The 17,358-nt window shown below is 72.6% G+C and carries 12 protein-coding genes; 6 read left to right on the top strand and 6 right to left on the bottom strand.

The annotated features are described in order from the left end of the window. Window positions 1-73: 73 nt before the first annotated feature. Window positions 74-1,537 carry an MFS transporter gene (locus AB0C62_RS14815; RefSeq protein WP_362973034.1) on the bottom strand — a complete coding sequence of 488 codons (1,464 nt, stop codon included), beginning with the start codon at window positions 1,535-1,537 and terminating at the stop codon, window positions 74-76. Between the two features lie 95 nt (window positions 1,538-1,632). On the opposite strand from AB0C62_RS14815, the gene dusB reads away from it, so the two are divergent. Further along, window positions 1,633-2,784: a tRNA dihydrouridine synthase DusB gene (gene dusB, locus AB0C62_RS14810; protein WP_362973032.1), complete on the top strand. Its 1,152-nt coding sequence runs from the start codon at window positions 1,633-1,635 to the stop codon at window positions 2,782-2,784. A 213-nt stretch (window positions 2,785-2,997) separates the two neighbouring features. Here dusB and AB0C62_RS14805 read toward each other — a convergent pair whose 3' ends face one another. Together AB0C62_RS14805 and AB0C62_RS14800 are read right to left on the bottom strand one after the other, a co-directional pair. Further along, window positions 2,998-4,935 carry a glycogen debranching N-terminal domain-containing protein gene (locus AB0C62_RS14805; RefSeq protein WP_362973030.1) on the bottom strand — a complete coding sequence of 646 codons (1,938 nt, stop codon included), beginning with the start codon at window positions 4,933-4,935 and terminating at the stop codon, window positions 2,998-3,000. Then, entirely contained in the window at window positions 4,932-6,404 is a 1,473-nt protein-coding gene (locus AB0C62_RS14800; protein WP_362973195.1) for a hypothetical protein, read from the bottom strand. The genes AB0C62_RS14805 and AB0C62_RS14800 overlap by 4 nt, the downstream gene beginning before the upstream one ends. A gap of 233 nt (window positions 6,405-6,637) precedes the next feature. Here AB0C62_RS14800 and AB0C62_RS14795 point away from each other — a divergent pair, with 233 nt between their 5' ends. The 4 genes from AB0C62_RS14795 to AB0C62_RS14780 all read left to right on the top strand — a co-directional run bounded on the left by AB0C62_RS14795 (window position 6,638) and on the right by AB0C62_RS14780 (window position 13,011). Beyond that, a complete protein-coding gene (locus tag AB0C62_RS14795) occupies window positions 6,638-7,858 on the top strand; it encodes an ROK family protein (protein ID WP_362973028.1) in 1,221 nt (406 codons plus the stop codon). A gap of 406 nt (window positions 7,859-8,264) precedes the next feature. Next, window positions 8,265-11,015, top strand: a complete 2,751-nt coding sequence (gene ppdK, locus AB0C62_RS14790; protein WP_362973026.1) for a pyruvate, phosphate dikinase — start codon at window positions 8,265-8,267, stop codon at window positions 11,013-11,015. Window positions 11,016-11,183: 168 nt separating this feature from the next. Further along, on the top strand, window positions 11,184-12,119 hold the full coding sequence (locus AB0C62_RS14785; RefSeq protein ID WP_362973024.1) for an oxidoreductase: 936 nt from the start codon (window positions 11,184-11,186) through the stop codon (window positions 12,117-12,119). A 109-nt stretch (window positions 12,120-12,228) separates the two neighbouring features. Continuing rightward, window positions 12,229-13,011: a TSUP family transporter gene (locus AB0C62_RS14780; RefSeq protein WP_362973022.1), complete on the top strand. Its 783-nt coding sequence runs from the start codon at window positions 12,229-12,231 to the stop codon at window positions 13,009-13,011. 32 nt (window positions 13,012-13,043) lie between these two features. On the opposite strand, the gene AB0C62_RS14775 is transcribed toward AB0C62_RS14780, so the two are convergent. Then, window positions 13,044-13,664 carry a class F sortase gene (locus tag AB0C62_RS14775; protein WP_362973020.1) on the bottom strand — a complete coding sequence of 207 codons (621 nt, stop codon included), beginning with the start codon at window positions 13,662-13,664 and terminating at the stop codon, window positions 13,044-13,046. A 162-nt stretch (window positions 13,665-13,826) separates the two neighbouring features. Further along, window positions 13,827-14,345 (bottom strand): hypothetical protein, encoded by a 519-nt coding sequence (locus AB0C62_RS14770; protein WP_362973018.1) that lies wholly within the window; start codon window positions 14,343-14,345, stop codon window positions 13,827-13,829. Between the two features lie 386 nt (window positions 14,346-14,731). Here AB0C62_RS14770 and AB0C62_RS14765 point away from each other — a divergent pair, with 386 nt between their 5' ends. Next, entirely contained in the window at window positions 14,732-15,406 is a 675-nt protein-coding gene (locus tag AB0C62_RS14765; protein ID WP_362973016.1) for an NAD(P)H-dependent oxidoreductase, read from the top strand. A 252-nt stretch (window positions 15,407-15,658) separates the two neighbouring features. Here the strand turns inward: AB0C62_RS14765 and AB0C62_RS14760 are convergent, their stop codons facing one another. Further along, window positions 15,659-17,302, bottom strand: coding sequence for a M4 family metallopeptidase (locus AB0C62_RS14760; RefSeq protein ID WP_362973014.1), 1,644 nt, complete (start codon window positions 17,300-17,302; stop codon window positions 15,659-15,661). Between the last annotated feature and the right edge of the window lie 56 nt (window positions 17,303-17,358).

Here is a 17,358-nt window from a genome sequence, read left to right as displayed (position 1 = left end):
GGGGTGGCCCGACCGCCGCCGCCCCTGGTCCCGTTCCGGGCGGTGGACGGCCCGGGCCGTCCACCGTCCGGGGTCAGGCGGCCGTGGTGTCCTGGGCCCGTGCGGTCACCGGTTCCGCGACCTCCGGTGCCTCCAGCAGGCGGGCGGTGCGGTCGGCGGTGCCGCGGGCCCAGCGTCCGCTGGTGAGCGCGCCGAGGACGAGGACGGCGAGCCCGCAGGCGGCGATGATCCACCAGCCGGGGCGAGCGGCGGAGACGAAGGTGTCGCGGTAGGCGGAGGCCTGGATGCCCGAGGCGAGGGCCGCGCCGATGACGGCGACGCCGAGGGTGCCGCCGATCTGACGGCTGGTGGAGGCGACGGCCGCGGCGACGCCGGCCTGGGTGCGGGGCATGCCGGAGACGGCGGTGTTGGTGATGGGGGCGTTGACGAAGCCGAAGCCGAGGCCGAAGAAGACGTAGCCGATGACGAGGGTGACGTTCGACGTCTCGGCCTCGAAGGCGGCGAACAGCACGCCGCTGATGGTCATGGCGACGCCGGCGATCAGCAGGGACAGGCGGGGGCCGCGGCTGCCGACGAGACGTCCGGAGATGGGCGCGCAGACGAAGCAGAGGGCGGCCATCGGGAGCATCCACAGGCCCGCGTGCAGGGCGTCGAGGCCGCGGACGTTCTGCAGGTAGAGCGTCGACAGGAACAGGAAACCGCTGAGGGCGGCGAACGCGCTGACCGCGATGACGGTCGCGCCGCTGAACGGCGCGGAGCGGAAGAAGCGCAGGTCGATGAGGGGTTCGTCGCGGCGGGGCTCGTACCACAGGAGGCCGAGCAGGGAGGCGAGGGCGATCGCGCCGAAGGCGAGGGTGTGGGCGAGGCCGGAGGTGGGCGCCTCGATGATCGCGTAGGTGAGGGAGCCGAGGAGCGCGATGACGAGGAGTTGGCCGACCGGGTCGGGGCGGCGGGCCTTGGGGGCGCGGGACTCGGGGACGAAGCGCAGGGTCAGCAGGAGGGCGGCGAGGCCGACGGGCAGGTTGATCCAGAAGATCGAGCGCCAGCCGACGGTGTCGACGAGCAGTCCGCCGACGAGGGGCCCGGCGGCCATGGAGATGCCGACGACGGCACCCCACACGCCGATCGCGCGGGCGCGTTCGCGGGGGTCGGTGAAGGTGTTCGTGATGATCGACATCGCGACCGGGTTGAGCATCGAGCCGCCGACGGCCTGGATCATCCGGAAGACGATGAGGGTGTCGAGGCTCGGGGCGAGTGAGCAGAGCACCGAGCCGATGGTGAACAGGACGAGGCCGGCCATGAAGACCTTGCGGCGGCCGATGCGGTCGGCGGTGGAGCCCGCGAGCATCAGCAGCGAGGCCAGCACCAGGGTGTACGCGTCGATCGTCCATTGCATGCCCGCGACGCTCGCGTGCAGTTCCCTCTGCATCGAGGGGAGGGCGACGTTCAGGATGGTGACGTCGAGGCTCACGATCAGCAGACTCATGCAGCAGATCGCGAGCACCAGCATGCGGTGGCGGTGGCTGAGCTCAGGCATTAAGTCAGGGTACGCCGACGTCGATAGTGTGTCTAACTAATGACCTCTACACGATCTCTGCGCGGGCACCCGGCGCCGTACGCCACAATGGGGGAATGTCCACGCCCACGTCCACTGTGAACTCCGTGCTGTCGATCGGTCCCCACCAGGTGCAGCCGCCCGTCGTCCTCGCCCCCATGGCGGGCATCACGAACGCGCCGTTCCGCACCCTGTGCCGCGAGTTCAGCGGTGGCAAGGGGCTCTTCGTCAGCGAGATGATCACCACGCGGGCGCTGGTCGAGCGCAACGAGAAGACCATGCAGCTGATCCACTTCGACGCGAGCGAGACGCCGCGCTCGATCCAGCTGTACGGCGTCGACCCCGCGACCGTCGGCAAGGCCGTCCGCATGATCGCGGAGGAGGACCTGGCCGACCACATCGACCTCAACTTCGGCTGCCCGGTCCCCAAGGTGACCCGCAAGGGCGGCGGCTCCGCGCTGCCGTACAAGCGCCACCTGCTGCGCGCGATCCTCCGCGAGGCCGTCAGCGGCGCCGGCGACCTGCCCGTCACCATGAAGATGCGCAAGGGCATCGACGACGACCACATCACCTTCCTCGACGCCGGACGCATCGCGGTCGAGGAGGGCGTGACCGCGATCGCCCTGCACGGCCGGACCGCCGCCCAGCACTACGGCGGCACCGCCGACTGGGACGCCATCGCCCGGCTGAAGGAGCACGTGCCGGAGATCCCCGTGCTCGGCAACGGCGACATCTGGTCGGCGGACGACGCGCTGCGGATGGTCCGCGAGACCGGCTGCGACGGCGTGGTCGTCGGCCGCGGCTGCCTCGGCCGGCCCTGGCTGTTCGGCGACCTGGTCGCCGCGTTCGAGGGCCGCGAGGAGTACGCCCGCCCGACGCTGCGCGAGGTCGCGGCCGTCATGGTCCGGCACGCCACCCTGCTCGGCGAGTGGATCGGCGACGAAGCGCGCGGCGTCATCGACTTCCGCAAGCACGTCGCCTGGTACCTGAAGGGCTTCTCCGTCGGCTCCGAGATGCGCAGGCGGCTCGCCGTCACCTCCTCCCTCGCCGAACTCTCCGACGGGCTGGCCGAACTGGACCTCGACCAGGAGTGGCCCGCCGGCGCCGACGGTCCCCGCGGCCGCACCTCCGGCAACAACCGTGTCGTCCTGCCGGACGGCTGGCTGAAGGACCCCTACGACTGCGCGGGCATCAGCGAGGACGCGGAACTCGACACCTCCGGCGGCTGAGCCCCGGCCACCGGGCCACGGGCGTCCACCGTCCCAGCAGGGTGCCCGGCCCGCGCTCACCGAGCCACGGCTCCCCGCCCGCCGAGCCGCCCGCCGAGCCTCGCCCCCGACGTCCCCCGCCCACGGGCCGACCGTCAGCCGGCCGCCCCGAGCGGACGGCGCGGTGCGCGGGCCGGCCCCCACCGGCCCGCGCGTTCGCCCCCGCGCTGGACCTCAGGCGCCGCCGACCGCCGTGAGCAGCGCCAGGGGAGCCGCCGCCGAGCGGGACTCCCGGACGCAGGCGTGCGGGTAGGGCACCGGCTCGGCGTGGGTCTCCCGGTCGTAGCCCGCGAGTACCTCGGGCAGACGGTGGCCGGCGGCCGTCGCCGCGTCCACCAGCCCGTGGGCCACCGTCCGGGCCTCGTCGTGCAGGCCGTACCGCGCGAGCCCCAGCGTGATGAGCGCGTTGTCGTGCGGCCAGACCGAACCGCGGTGGTACGACAACGGGTGGTACGCCGACTGGCCCGAGGCGAGCGTGCGGACGCCCCAGCCGGAGAAGAAGTCCGGCTCCAGCAGCCTGCGGCCCACCAGTTCGCCGTACTCCTTGTCGAGCAGCCCCGACCACAGCAGATGGCCCGCGTCCGAGGCGAGCGCGTCGACGTGCCGGCCGTCACCGTCCAACGCCAGCGCGGGGAAGGCGTGTTCGCTCATCCAGAAGTCCCGCTGGAAACGGTCGCGCAGGTCGGCGGCGGCCTGTTCCAGGAGTGCCGCGTACACCTCGTCGTCCCAGACGGTCCGGGCGAGATGCGCGGTGCGGCGCAGCGCGTCGTACGCGTACCCCTGCGCGCCCGCCGCCATCACCGGACCGCTCGGACGGCTGCCGTCGGCCGAACAGATCGCGCCGGGGGAGTCCTTCCAGTTCTGGTTGGCGAGGCCGCCGCCGTCCGCGCGGTAGACGAGATAGCCGCGGGAGGTCAGCCCGCCGTGGTCCAGCATCCAGCCGATCGCCGCGCGGGCGTTGGGCTCCAGCCGGCGGGCGAGGGCCGCGTCGCCGGTCTGCTCGGTGTACGCGCCGAGCAGCACCAGGAACAGCGGAGTCGCGTCCACCGAACCGTAGTAGCGGCCGTACGGCACCTGCCCGAAGTGGGCGAGCTCGCCGTGCCGCACCTCGTGCACGATCTTGCCGGGCTGCGCGACCGTGTCCGCCCCCACCTCGACGGCCTGGGTCGCGGCGAGCGCGGGCAGGGTGGCGGCGGCGAGCTGCGGCCGGTAGGGCAGGGCGAAGAGCGAGGTGAGCAGGGCGTCCCGGCCCAACAGGGTGAGGAACCAGGGGACTCCGGCGGCCGGTACCCGCAGCTCCTCGCCGTCCGGGCCGCGGGCCGGGACCTGGAGCACGGCGAGGTCGGACAGGCCCCGCGCGCAGGCCGCGGCCAGCTCCGGCCAGCCGGTGGGGAAGGGCACCCCTTCCGCGAACTCGCCCTCCAGGGCGAGGAGTCGCTCGTTCGCGGCGGCGGGGGAGGCGGGGACGCTCGGCGCGTGCGCGGCGCCGTGCGGACGGGCCGCGACGCGCAGCGCCAGCTCCGCGGAGCCGTGGGGTTCGAGATCCAGCGCCCACACCAGGCGGCGGGCGCCCGTGCCGGTCTCCTCGACGCCGTCGGGGGCGGGTTCGGAGGTGACCGTCGTACAGGACCGCCACTCCCCGCGCCGGTAGCTGAACTCAACGCCGTCGTCGAGGACCTGGCGCTGCCGGACGACACCGGTCTTGGCGTACGTCCGGTAGTCGGAGCGCAGTTCGAACTGGTCCGTGAAGTCGGCGTCCGCGGTGACCGCGATACGGACCGTGGTGGGCGTCGGACGATTGCTGGTGACGCGCAGCGCCTCCACGAACGCGCCCTCGGCGACGGCCTGTTCACGGAAGAGGGTGTACGCGGGCGGTTCGTTGCGACCGCCTCGCGGCACCAGCACGCAGCGTGCGGTGTCGCCGTCCGCGACCGGGGTGAGCGCCTCGGGCACCGCCCCGTCCACCGTCAGCTGCCACCGGCTGAGGTGCCGTGCGTCCCGCACGAACAACCCGTCCGGGGAACTGCCGCCCCGCACACCGCTGATGTCCCCGCCGTCGCTCACGGCGGCGAACGTCCCACCGTGCACGAGCAGATGATGCCGTTCCGTCATCCCCGGTCCCCTCCCTTGGCGCCCGTCCCGGCGTCGTACGCGCTCTGTAACGCAGTGTTGTGTGCCGTGTTCACCAACGTTTCGTGCCCGGCGTCGGACACGACCGGTTCCGGCCCCGCGGTGGTGTGCAGCAGGTCGAGCGTCAGTGCCGCCGTCCAGCTGAACCCGAGTGCTCCGCAGGCCTCGCCGGTGTACGGGTCCACGTACTCGGCGAACGCCGATTCCCCGGCCGTGTCGAGCAGGGCGGTCCGCAGGGCGTCCGCCCGGCCGTGCTCCCCGTGCAGCCGCAGCCCGCGCTCCAGCAGCCAGTTGGTGTTGAACCAGGCGGGCCCCCGCCAGTACCGGTGCGGGTCGAAGGCGTCGCCGGTCAGGTCGTAGCTGGGCGCGAGGCGTGCGGCGCCGCCGAGCGCGAAGTGCGGGCCGCCCGCGGTCCGTACGAGTGTGGCGGCGATCTCGCGCGGCAGCGCGGGCAGGATGAGGGGCAGCAGTCCGGCGACGCTGCGCTCGGGGATCAGTCCGCTGCCGCGGCCGTCCGGGCCGCCGCGCTCGTCCCGGCAGAAGAACAGGCCCTCCGCCGGATCCCACAGCCGGTCCACCAGGGCCGCCGTCAGCCGCTCGGCGCGCGCGTGGCGTGCGGTGCCCGCAGCGCCGAGCTCCTGGGCGATCTCGGCCAGCGCGTGCTCGGAGGCGATCAGCAGGGCGTTGAACGCCGGGTCCTCGACGGCGAACTCGCCGCCCCCGTCGGCGTATCCGCGGTCGCGGTAGTCGGCGGCCAGCCGCACGTACCGCCCGTAGTCGAGGTCGGTGGGCCGGTCCTCGGGGGCGCCGTGGTCGAGGTCCGCGCGCCGGAAGGACCGGGCCGGCGCCGGGGTCACGCGGCTGAGCGGCGCGTCCCAGCACGGGCTGTTGTCCATGCCCTGCTCCCAGGGGTGGACCACGCTGGCGAGACCGCCGCCGCCCAGGTCCCGGCGGTGCAGGAGATAGCGGTGCCAGGCCGCCAGCCGCGGGTACATCCGGGAGAGGAACGACCGGGCCCGTGACAGGCCCGGGTCCGCGCGGTGCACCAGCCACACGGCGAGCGCGTGCACCGGTGGCTGCACGATGCCAGACGTCTGTACGGTGCGCGGGGCGCCCGCCGCTCGGCCAGCGGTCGAGGAGCGCCAGAAGTCCGGGCTCGGGAAGTACGCGTCCAGCGGGACGGAGGGGTTGAACACGATGTGCGGGACACGCCCGTCGGCCCACTGCGCGCCGAGCAGGGTCTCCAGCTCCGTCTGCGCCCGCAGCGGGGACAGATGGCGCAGCCCGATCGCGATGAACGCGGAGTCCCACGACCACTGGTGCGGGTACAGGCCGCGCGAGGGCACCGTGGACGTTCCCGTCCAGTTGCCGTTCAGCACCCGGGACGCCCTGAGGTGCAGGGAACCCGACGCCCCCGCGGGATCGTATACAAGTGGTCCGGTACGGGCGATTCCGCCCGGACCGGGCGGAGTGGGCGGGCCGGAGGCGTGCACGGGAGTGCCGGAGGGGCGCAAGGGGGCGGTGAGTCCCCTGCGCAGGGCGGTGAGCTGGGTTGTGCTGTCCACTCAGGTCTCCCCGCAGACGTCCGTCCGACCAGTTCGGCACTAGCTACCGTAGGGTTACGTCTATTTAACACGCAAAACTCAATATGTAATGCAGAGTTGAGGAACGCAAGGGGGTGCGCATGACGGGAAGGGCGGCGAGGACCGTGAACCAGGCAAGCGCCGGACAGCTGCTCGAACTGGTGCGCAGTGGCCGGGCGACCACCCGTGGCGCGCTCCAGCAGGCCACCGGCCTGTCCCGGGCCACGGTCGGCCAGCGTCTGGACCGGCTGTTCCGCGCCGGCTGGCTCCGCGAGGGCGCCGGTGGCCCGGTCGACTCACCGCTGGGCGGCCGCCCCTCCATCACGCTGGAGTTCGACGACGAGCACGCGGTCGTCCTGACCGCCGACCTCGACACCCGGCACGGCCGGGCCGCCGTGGTGACCCTGACCGGCGAGATCCTCGCCGAGCACGCGGGCCCCGTGGTGATCGACGAGGGGCCCGAGGCGGTGCTCGGTGAACTGGGGCGCTGGTTCGCCGAACTGCTGGAGAAGTCCGGCCGGGGCGCGGACGCCGTCTGCGGCATAGGGCTCGCGGTGCCGGGACCGGTCGACATCGACACCGGGCGCGTGGTGCAGCCGCCGATCATGCCGGGCTGGGACGGTTACGACATCCGGGGCCGGCTGGCCCGCGCCTTCGCCGAGCACGCGGGCACCGACCGCTGCGCCCGCGTCCCCGTGCTCGTCGACAACGACGCCAACCTGATGGCGTACGGGGAACAGCGCACCGGTTACCCCGACTGCTCCGCGTTCGCGCTGGTCAAGGTCTCCACCGGTATCGGCGCCGGCATGGTCGTCGGCGGCACCATCTACCGGGGCGTGGACGGCGGGGCCGGCGACATAGGGCACATCCGGGTGGGCGCGGACGCGCCCTGCCGGTGCGGCTCGTACGGCTGTCTCGCGGCCGTCGCGAGCGGTGGCGCGGTGGCGCGGCGGCTCGCGGAGGCGGGGGTGCGGGCGGCCTCCGGCTCCGACGTGCGGGACCTGCTGACGGCCGGTCACCCCGAGGCGACGGCCCTGGCCCGGGAGGCCGGCCGACAGGTCGGGGACGTCCTGGCCACCGTGGTCACGCTGCTCAACCCGGGCGTCCTGATGATCGCCGGAGACCTGGCCGGAACCCCCTTCCTCACGGGCGTGCGCGAGCTGCTCTACCAGCGGGCGCTGCCCCGCTCCACCGCTCATCTGGACGTGGTGACCTCGCGGCTCGGCGAGCGGGCCGCCCTGGTGGGTGCCGGGGCGCTGGTCGTCGAGTACCTCTATGCCCCGGAGCGCGCCGAGGAGCGGCTCGCGGCGCTCGGCGTGTGACGGTCGTGTGTCGTGTCCGCATCGTGGTCCGGATGATGAAACCGGGCCGCTCCGCAGGGCGTGATTCTCGCCACCCTTGAGGGGGGTATTGCTCAGATGAGCGGATTGCGGGCGACTGCACTTCCCTAAGGGGTGGCACTCAGTGCCACCCTCTGATCGTTCATCGATTAAACTCAGACGTGTCAAGGGGCGCTCAACTGAGCGCTTTGGGTGATCGACGGGCGTTGACGCGTTCAAGAAGTGAAAACACCGGCGCCGGATGGCTTGCCAAGCCTTGACTTTCGATCTGGTGGCGGACGGGTGGTTACAGGCGCATGACGCGCAAGTGGACGTACCCACGCGCCTTCGATCTGGGTATGTTCCCCCTCGTCAGGGCAGCCACCGCGACGTCGAGGAGTCGAGACTCGTGTCGGAAAACAAAGATCCCCACGTAGCTGAGAGCGGCGACAGCGGCGTCGGCGGAGCGAAGTTCGTTTACGACTTCACCGAGGGCAACAAGGAACTCAAGGACCTTCTCGGAGGCAAGGGTGCCAACCTCGCCGAGATGACCAACCTGGGTCTTCCCGTCCCGCCCGGCTTCACCATCACCACCGAGGCGTGCAAGACGTACCTCGACAGTGGCGAGGAGCCGGCGGCACTGCGTGACGAGGTGAGTGCGCACCTCGACGCCCTCGAGGCGAAGATGGCCAAGAAGCTCGGCCAGGCCGACGACCCCCTGCTGGTGTCGGTGCGCTCCGGGGCGAAGTTCTCCATGCCCGGCATGATGGACACCGTCCTGAACATCGGCCTCTCCGACAAGTCGGTCCAGGGCCTCGCCAAGCAGGCCGGCGACGAGCGCTTCGCGTGGGACTCCTACCGCCGCCTCATCCAGATGTTCGGCAAGACGGTCCTCGGCGTGGACGGCGACCTCTTCGAGGAGGCGCTGGAGGCGGCGAAGCACCTCAAGAAGGTCGCCGTCGACACGGACCTCGAAGCGGCCGACCTGAAGAAGCTCGTCACCAAGTTCAAGAGGATCGTCAAGACCGAGGCCGGCCGGGACTTCCCGCAGGACCCGCGCGAACAGATGGACCTCGCCATCCACGCGGTCTTCGACTCCTGGAACACCGAGCGCGCCAAGCTCTACCGCCGCCAGGAGCGCATCCCGCACGACCTCGGCACCGCCGTGAACGTCTGCTCGATGGTCTTCGGCAACCTCGGCCCCGACTCCGGCACCGGCGTCGCCTTCACCCGCGACCCCGCCTCCGGGCACCAGGGCGTCTACGGCGACTACCTCCAGAACGCCCAGGGCGAGGACGTCGTCGCCGGTATCCGCAACACGGTCGCGCTCGCCGAGCTGGAGTCGATCGACAAGAAGTCGTACGACCAGCTCATGCAGATCATGGAGACCCTGGAGAACCACTACAAGGATCTCTGCGACATCGAGTTCACCATCGAGCGCGGCCAGCTGTGGATGCTCCAGACCCGCGTCGGCAAGCGCACCGCGGGCGCGGCCTTCCGCATCGCCACCCAGCTCGTGGACCAGGGACTCATCGACGAGGCCGAGGCCCTCCAGCGGGTGACGGGCGCCCAGCTCGCCCAGCTGATGTTCCCCCGCTTCGACGAGGACGCGAAGGTCCAGCAGGTCGGCCGGGGCATCGCCGCGTCGCCGGGCGCCGCGGTCGGCAAGGCGGTCTTCGACTCGTACACCGCGGTGAAGTGGTCCCGTTCCGGCGAGAAGGTCATCCTGGTCCGCCGCGAGACGAACCCCGACGACCTGGACGGCATGATCGCGGCCGAGGGCATCCTGACCTCGCGCGGCGGCAAGACGTCCCACGCGGCCGTCGTCGCGCGCGGCATGGGTAAGACCTGTGTCTGCGGCGCCGAGGAGCTGGAGGTCGACACCAAGCGGCGCCGGATGACCGTGCCCGGCGGGCACGTCGTCGAGGAGGGCGACCTCATCTCGATCGACGGGTCGAGCGGCAAGGTCTACCTGGGCGAGGTCCCCGTCGTCCCGTCCCCGGTCGTCGAGTACTTCGAGGGCCGGATGCACGCCGGCGCCGACGACGCCGACGAGCTGGTCGAGGCCGTCCACCGGATCATGGCCTTCGCCGACCGCAAGCGCAGCCTGCGCGTGCGCGCCAACGCCGACAACGCCGAGGACGCGCTGCGCGCCCGCCGCTTCGGCGCCCAGGGCATCGGTCTGTGCCGCACGGAGCACATGTTCCTCGGCGACCGCCGCGGGCTCGTCGAGCGGCTGATCCTCGCGGACACCGACGCCGAGCGCGAGGAGTCGCTGAAGGCGCTCCTGCCGCTCCAGAAGAAGGACTTCGTGGAGCTGTTCTCCGCGATGGACGGCCTCCCGGTCACGGTCCGTCTCCTGGACCCGCCGCTGCACGAGTTCCTGCCGGACATCACCGAGCTGTCGGTGCGGGTCGCGCTCGCCGAGTCCCGCAAGGACGCCAACGAGAACGACCTGCGCCTGCTCCAGGCGGTGCACCGCCTGCACGAGGCGAACCCGATGCTGGGCCTGCGCGGTGTGCGCCTCGGCCTGGTCATCCCCGGCCTGTTCACCATGCAGGTACGGGCGATCGCGGAGGCCGCCGCCGAGCGCAAGAACGCCAAGGGCGACCCGCGCGCGGAGATCATGATCCCGCTCGTCGGCACCGTCCAGGAACTGGAGATCGTCCGCGAGGAGGCCGACCAGGTCATCGCCGAGGTCGAGGCCGCCACCGGCGTCCGGCTGAAGCTGGCGATCGGCACGATGATCGAACTGCCGCGGGCCGCGCTGACGGCCGGCCAGATCGCCGAGGCCGCCGAGTTCTTCTCCTTCGGCACCAACGACCTCACCCAGACGGTGTGGGGCTTCAGCCGCGACGACGTGGAGGCATCCTTCTTCACGGCGTACCTGGAGAAGGGCATCTTCGGCGTCAGCCCCTTCGAGACCATCGACAAGGACGGCGTCGGCGCCCTGGTGAAGTCCGCGGTGGAGGCCGGCCGCGCGACCCGCCCCGACCTGAAGCTCGGCGTCTGCGGCGAACACGGCGGCGACCCCGAGTCGGTCCACTTCTTCCACGAGGTCGGACTCGACTACGTCTCCTGCTCCCCCTTCCGCATCCCCGTCGCCCGCCTGGAAGCGGGCCGAGCGGCCTCCAGCTCGAAGGGCAGCGACCACCGCTAGAACCCCGGGATCCCCGCCGGCCACTCACCCTCACCGGCCGGCGAGGACCCCGGCGTCCAGGACGAAGGGGCGGCAACCCTGTGCGGGGGTGCCGCCCCTTCGGCTCCTACCGCGCCCCGGCCCGACCCCCCTAGGGTGGGAACCCTCGTCGCCCCCGAAGGAGCCCCCATGCCCCGCTGGACCGCTCAGGACGTCCCCGAGCAGAGGGGGCGCGTCGCCGTCGTCACCGGGGCCAACAGTGGGCTCGGGTACGTGACCGCGCGGGAGTTGGCCCGTCGGGGGGCCCGGGTCGTGCTGGCCTGCCGGAACGCGGAGCGGGGGGCCGAGGCGGGGGACCGGATCGCGGCCGAACTGCCGGGCGCCGATGTCGCGTTCCTGCGGCTGGACCTCGGGGAGCTGGACTCCGTGCGGGAGTTCGCCGCCACGGTCTCGCGGACCTACGACCGGCTCGACCTGCTCGTCAACAACGCCGGGGTGATGGCGCTGCCCCTCGGCCGCACCGCCGACGGGTTCGAGACCCAGTTCGGCGTCAACCACCTCGGGCACTTCGCGCTCACCGGGCTGCTGCACCCGCTGGTCGCCGACACCCCCGGCGCCCGCATCGTCACCGTCTCCAGCATGGTCCACGCGCTCTCCAACATCGACCTCGACGACCTGAACAACGACCGGCAGCCCTACCGCAAGTGGATCGCCTACGCCCGGTCCAAGACCGCCAACCTCCTCTTCACCCACGAGCTGGCACGACGCCTGTCGCGCGCCGGGTCCGACGTCGTCGCGGCCGCCGCGCACCCCGGCTACGCCTCCACCAACCTGCAGACCGCCGGGCCCCGCATGGAGGGCCGTCGGAGCGCCGAGCGGCTCATGGAGCTCGGCAACCGCGTCTTCGCGCAGAGCGCCGAGGCCGGCGCGCTGCCCAGCCTGTACGCGGCCACCGCGCCGGACGTGGCACCCGACACCTTCGTCGGGCCGTCCTTCGCGATGTGGCGCGGCTCGCCCGCGCCGTCCCGGCGGGCCCCCTGGACCCGCGACGACCGCGCGGGGGAACTGCTCTGGGCCGCCTCCGAGGAGCTGACCGGCGTCACCTTCGAGGGCCTCAAGGACTGACCCCCTCTCCGGCGCCGTCCGCGAAAGCCGCTGGTCCGAACCTCAGAACTCGCTCAAGCCTGCCGAGATCCATGGACGGCACACGCACCACGTCCATAGGGTCGCGATCATGCCCGACATATCGCTGACCACGGTCCTCGTACTCTGCGCCGCCGCCCTGGCGGCCGGCTGGATCGACGCCGTGGTCGGCGGCGGGGGCCTGCTCCTGCTCCCCGCCATGCTGCTGGGCCTGCCCGCGGGCACCTCCGCCGCGTACGCGCTCGGCACCAACAAGGCGGTCGCGATCGTCGGTACGACGGGTGCCGCGGTGACATACGCGCGCAAGGCACCCGTCGACGTACGGCTCGCGGTCCGCATCGGGCTGGCCGCGCTCGCCGGGTCCACGGCGGGCGCGTTCGTCGCGGCGGGACTGAGCACCGAGGTGCTCAAGCCGGTCGTCATGGTCGTCCTGCTCGCCGTCGGCACCTTCGTGATCCTTCGGCCCGCGTTCGGCACCGCGCCGGCGACCACTCCGGCCTCCGCGCGCCGCGTCCTCGCCGCGATCGGCCTCGCGGGCCTCGGCATCGGCTTCTACGACGGTCTCATCGGCCCCGGCACCGGCACGTTCCTCGTACTCGCCCTGACCGCGCTGCTCCACCTCGACCTGGTGACCGCCTCCGCCACCGCCAAGATCGTCAACTGCTGCACCAACGCGGGCGCCCTCGCCACCTTCGCGTGGAAGGGCACCGTCTTCTGGGAACTCGCCGCCCTGATGGCCGTGTTCAACCTCGTCGGCGGCATGGTCGGGGCGCGGACCGCGCTCAAGAAGGGCAGCGGCTTCGTCCGTGTCGTGCTCCTGACCGTCGTCTTCGCGCTGGTCGCGAACCTCGCGTACGAGCAGTGGCTGGCCTGATCCTCGGCGGGGCCCGGTGTCCGGCCCACCCCTCAGCGGCTGCCCGTGAGATGGGCGAAGACGACCACGTTGCCCTGGTAGCCCGTCGACCTGGAGTAGCCGCCGCCGCAGGTGATGACCCGCAGCTCCGGCCGGCGGGCCGCGCCGTACACCTTGGCGTCGGGGAAGGCCCGCGCGTCGTACACCTCGACCGCGTCGACCGTGAACACGGCCGTGCTGCCGTCGAGCCGGTCCACCTCGACCGTGCTGCCCTTGCGGACGGCGCCCAGGTCGTAGAAGACGGCGGGACCCTCGGCGTTGTCGACGTGCCCGGCGACGATCGCCGTGCCGCGCTCGCCGGGAGAGGTGCCCGACTCGTACCAGCCGGCCAGGTTCTTCTTCTCGGCGGGCGGCACGTCCAGGCTGCCCTGCGGGGTGAGACCGAGGCCCATGAGCGGGGCGTCCACCCCGATCGCCCGGATCCGGATGCGGTCCGGCGGGGAGTGCGGCAGCGCCCGCGCGGCGGACGGTGCGCGGTCTCCGCCGGTCCCCGCCTCGGCCGCCGACGGCTGGGGCGGCGGATGGGGCTCGGAGCCGCTGCGCAGCAGCCAGGCGCCCGAGCACAGGGCGAACACGGTGACCGACGCTATGGCGATGTTGCTGACCCGGCGCACACGAGCCTCCTCACAGGGTCCTTTCCGGGGGCCGGGCCGGCCGGGCCCGACGGGTGGGACGGGACGCGATCGGTCCCCTTCCCCCTCCGCGCCGCGAGGGGCGTCGGGCCACGGAGGGGGAGGGGACGGCGGTACCGGCGGACGGACGGCGGAGGGTGTCCGTCAGATCCCGTCGCCTCTCGCCCGGCGATGCAGGAGCCAGGTACCGCCCGCGGCGGCGACGGCCAGTGCCGCCACTCCCGCCGCGGTCTGGACGGGGTCGGGGCCCAGCGCGCCGCCGACACCGGTGTTCACATGGCCGCGCGGCTGGACCTGCTCGCGCGTCGAGGTCAGGGTCACGATCAGGTCGCCGGTGATCCGCCGGCCGTCCGCGCATTTCGCGACGATCTCGTACGTTCCCGGCTGCGCGCTCGGCGGCACCCGGAACTGACCGATCGCGTCCTCCTCGTGCGCGCTCGCCGCGAGCGTGAAGGTGCCGGCGCCCACCGCGCCGGCGTCTCCCGTCGCGGTGCCGTCCCCGGGGCAGGCCGACGTGTCGACGGTGACCTCGGCGCCCGGGACGACGGTGGAGGGGAACACCTCCAGGCTCCCGCCGTCCTCTCCGTACACGGGCGCGGCGGCCAGACCCGCGGCGGCAACGGCGAGCGCGGTACCGGTCAGCATCCGGGCGGTACGTCGCATCGTGCTAGCTCCTCCGAGGGGGCCCGGCCCGCGACACCCCCAAGTGCCGCTGCGTCGGTCGTGCCCCTGCTCTACCGAGGTAAGTGGCACCGGCACCGGTCCGCTCCCTGATGGATCGTCAGAAATGAGGTGAACGGGTGTCAGGCGGCCCCGCCGCACGGGCGGAAGCGCCGGTGTTCCAGCAGGTCACCGGCGTCCGCCTGGCGTGTCGCGGACGCGTACCCGAAGGGCGGAGCGCCGGGGGTGTGAACGGGTGACCGGGGGTGCGGGGCGTCGGCCCGTCCCGGCGCGAGGTCGGGGTGACGGCGTGGCGCGGTCCCGTCTCCGTCGACGGGCCGGCGTCCCCACTTGACCTCAAGAATGGTTGAGGTAAGAGGCTGTGCGGCATGAAGACAGCCACAGCACCCTCAGCCGTTCCCTCGTCAGACGCGGTGTCGTCGGCCGTACCCCGGACCGAGGCCGCCGCCCCGGGACCGGTGACCGAGCCGCCCGTACGGGTCGCCGTGGTCATCGGCAGCAACCGCGAGGGCCGGTTCGGTCCCGTCGTCGCCGGCTGGCTGCTCGACCGGATCGCGGAACGGGACGACTTCGTCCCCGAGGTCCTCGACGTCGCCGCCGTCGACCTCCCCACGGCCCTGTCCTCCTCCCCGTCTCCCGAGGTGGCCGCCGAACTGGCGAAGGTGACGCCCGCACTCGCCGACGCGGACGCCTTCGTCGTCCTCACCCCCGAGTACAACCACTCCTTCCCCGCGGGCCTGAAGAACCTCGTCGACTGGCACTACGGGGAGTGGCGGGCCAAGCCCGTCGCCCTCGTGTCCTACGGGGGCGTCTCCGGCGGGCTGCGGGCCGTCGAGCACCTGCGGCAGGTCTTCGCGGAGCTGCACGCCGTCACCGTGCGGGACACCGTGTCCTTCCACGGCGCGGGCGCCGCCTTCGACGAGGCCGGCCACCCGCGCGACGCCGCGGGCCCCGCCGCCGCGGCGAACGCGATGCTGGACCAACTCGGCTGGTGGGCGCGGGCGTTGAGGGACGCGCGGGTTCGACGGCCGTACGCGGGATGAAAGGTGCGCCGAAGCGCGGGACGAGATGTGCGCCGAAGGGTGGGAAAGGCGCGGGGCGCCGGGAGGGGCCCTTGCGTCCGGAGTCGGGCGGACCGCCAGCCGGAACCTGACCGGACCGGTGGGAAACGGGCCGGAACGTGACCGGACCGGTGACGACGGCCGGTGAGGACGGCCGTTGGGGAACGGGCCGTGGACAGGCGGGCGTCGGCGTCGCCTGCCCACGGTGGGCGGGTTCCCCAGCGGCGGAGGGGGTCAGACGACCGAGACCGCCGACCAGGCCGCCGCCACGGCGTTGTACTCCGTACTGCCCGCGCCGTAGAGGTCCTTGGCCGCGTTCAGCGTGGCGGTGCGGGCACCCGCGTACTTCGTCGACGACGTCATGTAGACCGTCAGCGCGCGGTACCAGATCTTGCCCACCTTGTCGTGCCCGATGCCGGACACCGTCGAGCCGTTGCAGGTGGGGGAGTCGTAGCTGACGCCGCCCACCGACTTGGCCCCGCTGCCCTCCGCGAGGAGGTACGCGAAGTGGTTGGCGACGCCGGAGGAGTAGTGGACGTCGAGGTTGCCGACCGAACTGCTCCAGCAGTCGGCGGAGTTGCCGTCCTTGGAGGGCTTGTCCATGAAGCGCAGGGCGGGCTTGCCGAAGCCGGAACGGACGATCTTCTCGCCGATCAGGTAGTCACCGGGGTCCGTGGCGTTGTTCGCGTACCACTCGACCATGGTGCCGAAGATGTCGGAGGTCGCCTCGTTCAGGCCGCCGGACTCGCCCGAGTAGGTCAGCGCGGCGGTCTTCGAGGTGACGCCGTGCGACATCTCGTGCCCCGCGACGTCGAGCGCGACCAGCGGCCCGAACGTCGTGCCGTCACCGTCCCCGTACGTCATGCAGAAGCAACTGTCTTCCCAGAAGGCGTTGTTGTAGTTGTTGCCGTAGTGCACCCGGTTGTAGGAGCCCTTGCCGTCGCCGGCTATGCCGTTCCTGCCGTGCACGTTCTTGTAGTAGTCCCACGTCTCGTCGGTGCCGTACTGCGCGTCCACCGCCGCGGACGCGCGGTCCGCCGCCGCGCCGGTGCCCCAGTGGTTGTCCGCGTCGGTGAACAGCGTCGCGGGCGCCCGGCTGATGCAGATCCCGAAGATGCACAGGTCCGTCTTGTTCGCCGCGTCGCCCGTGTACGTGTTCCCGCGCGTCGGGTCCTTCAGCTGGTTCGTCGATCCGGACGGCGTCGTCTCCAGCGAAACCGTGCCGCTGTACAGCGACTTGCCGTCGCCGGTGGCCGTCTCGATGGTGTCCCAGGCGTCGATCCGGGCGCCGGTGCGGGCATCGGTGAGGACCAGGCGGGCGACCGGATTGCCGAGGGTGTCCTGGGCGACCACGGTGGTCCGCCAGGCGAGTTTCGGTGCCCCGTGCAGCGCGTCGACCACGAGCTGCGGCTTGGCCGTCACCTTGCGCAGGGACTCGCCCGGGTTGGCGGCGCGCAGCGCGGCCGCCGCGAGGTCGGCGGCCTTCGGGGCGGACAGCGCCGGGGTGACGCTGCTCGGAGAGACGGCCTTCGTGGTGGCCCGGTCGGCGCCGCGGTACGCGCCACCCGGCGCGAGGTGGACCACGAAGTCGCCGCCGAGGACGGGGAGATGACGGTACGTCCGGTCGTAGCGGACGTGCTGGGTGCCGTCCTGGTCCACGACGACGTCCCGTACGGAGGTGTCCTGCGCGGAGGTGAGGCCCAGGCCCGTGGCGTGGTCCACCAGGGCGGCGGCCGCGTTCGTGACGGCGGCGGCCCGGCCGGGCCGGGTGTCGGCGTGCGCGGTGGGCGCGAGCGCGGCGGCCAGCAGGGCGGCCGCGGCCGCCGCGGCGCCCGCGGTGGCGAGAGAGGAACCTCGGATGTGCCGTGTCCGACTCATCGGTCTCCTTGGGAAGGCCCCTTGGGGAGGGCGCGTGGGGGAGGCGCCGCACAGCG

Origin of the sequence: Streptomyces sp. NPDC048643, from assembly GCF_040650615.1 — a bacterium.
In the GTDB taxonomy this organism is placed as follows: Bacteria; Actinomycetota; Actinomycetes; order Streptomycetales; family Streptomycetaceae; genus Streptomyces.
The sequence above is the reverse complement of the archived record's forward strand: the minus strand, read 5'-3'. Positions and strand labels throughout refer to the sequence as shown.

Excerpts from the sequence above, each read along its gene's own strand:
- AB0C62_RS14815 (WP_362973034.1), bottom strand. The coding sequence starts at position 1,537 with ATGCCTGAGCTCAGCCACCGCCACCGCATGCTGGTGCTCGCGATCTGC.
- dusB (WP_362973032.1), top strand. The coding sequence starts at position 1,633 with ATGTCCACGCCCACGTCCACTGTGAACTCCGTGCTGTCGATCGGTCCC.
- AB0C62_RS14805 (WP_362973030.1), bottom strand. The coding sequence starts at position 4,935 with ATGACGGAACGGCATCATCTGCTCGTGCACGGTGGGACGTTCGCCGCC.
- AB0C62_RS14795 (WP_362973028.1), top strand. The coding sequence starts at position 6,638 with ATGACGGGAAGGGCGGCGAGGACCGTGAACCAGGCAAGCGCCGGACAG.
- AB0C62_RS14785 (WP_362973024.1), top strand. The coding sequence starts at position 11,184 with ATGCCCCGCTGGACCGCTCAGGACGTCCCCGAGCAGAGGGGGCGCGTC.
- AB0C62_RS14780 (WP_362973022.1), top strand. The coding sequence starts at position 12,229 with ATGCCCGACATATCGCTGACCACGGTCCTCGTACTCTGCGCCGCCGCC.
- AB0C62_RS14770 (WP_362973018.1), bottom strand. The coding sequence starts at position 14,345 with ATGCGACGTACCGCCCGGATGCTGACCGGTACCGCGCTCGCCGTTGCC.
- AB0C62_RS14765 (WP_362973016.1), top strand. The coding sequence starts at position 14,732 with ATGAAGACAGCCACAGCACCCTCAGCCGTTCCCTCGTCAGACGCGGTG.
- AB0C62_RS14760 (WP_362973014.1), bottom strand. The coding sequence starts at position 17,302 with ATGAGTCGGACACGGCACATCCGAGGTTCCTCTCTCGCCACCGCGGGC.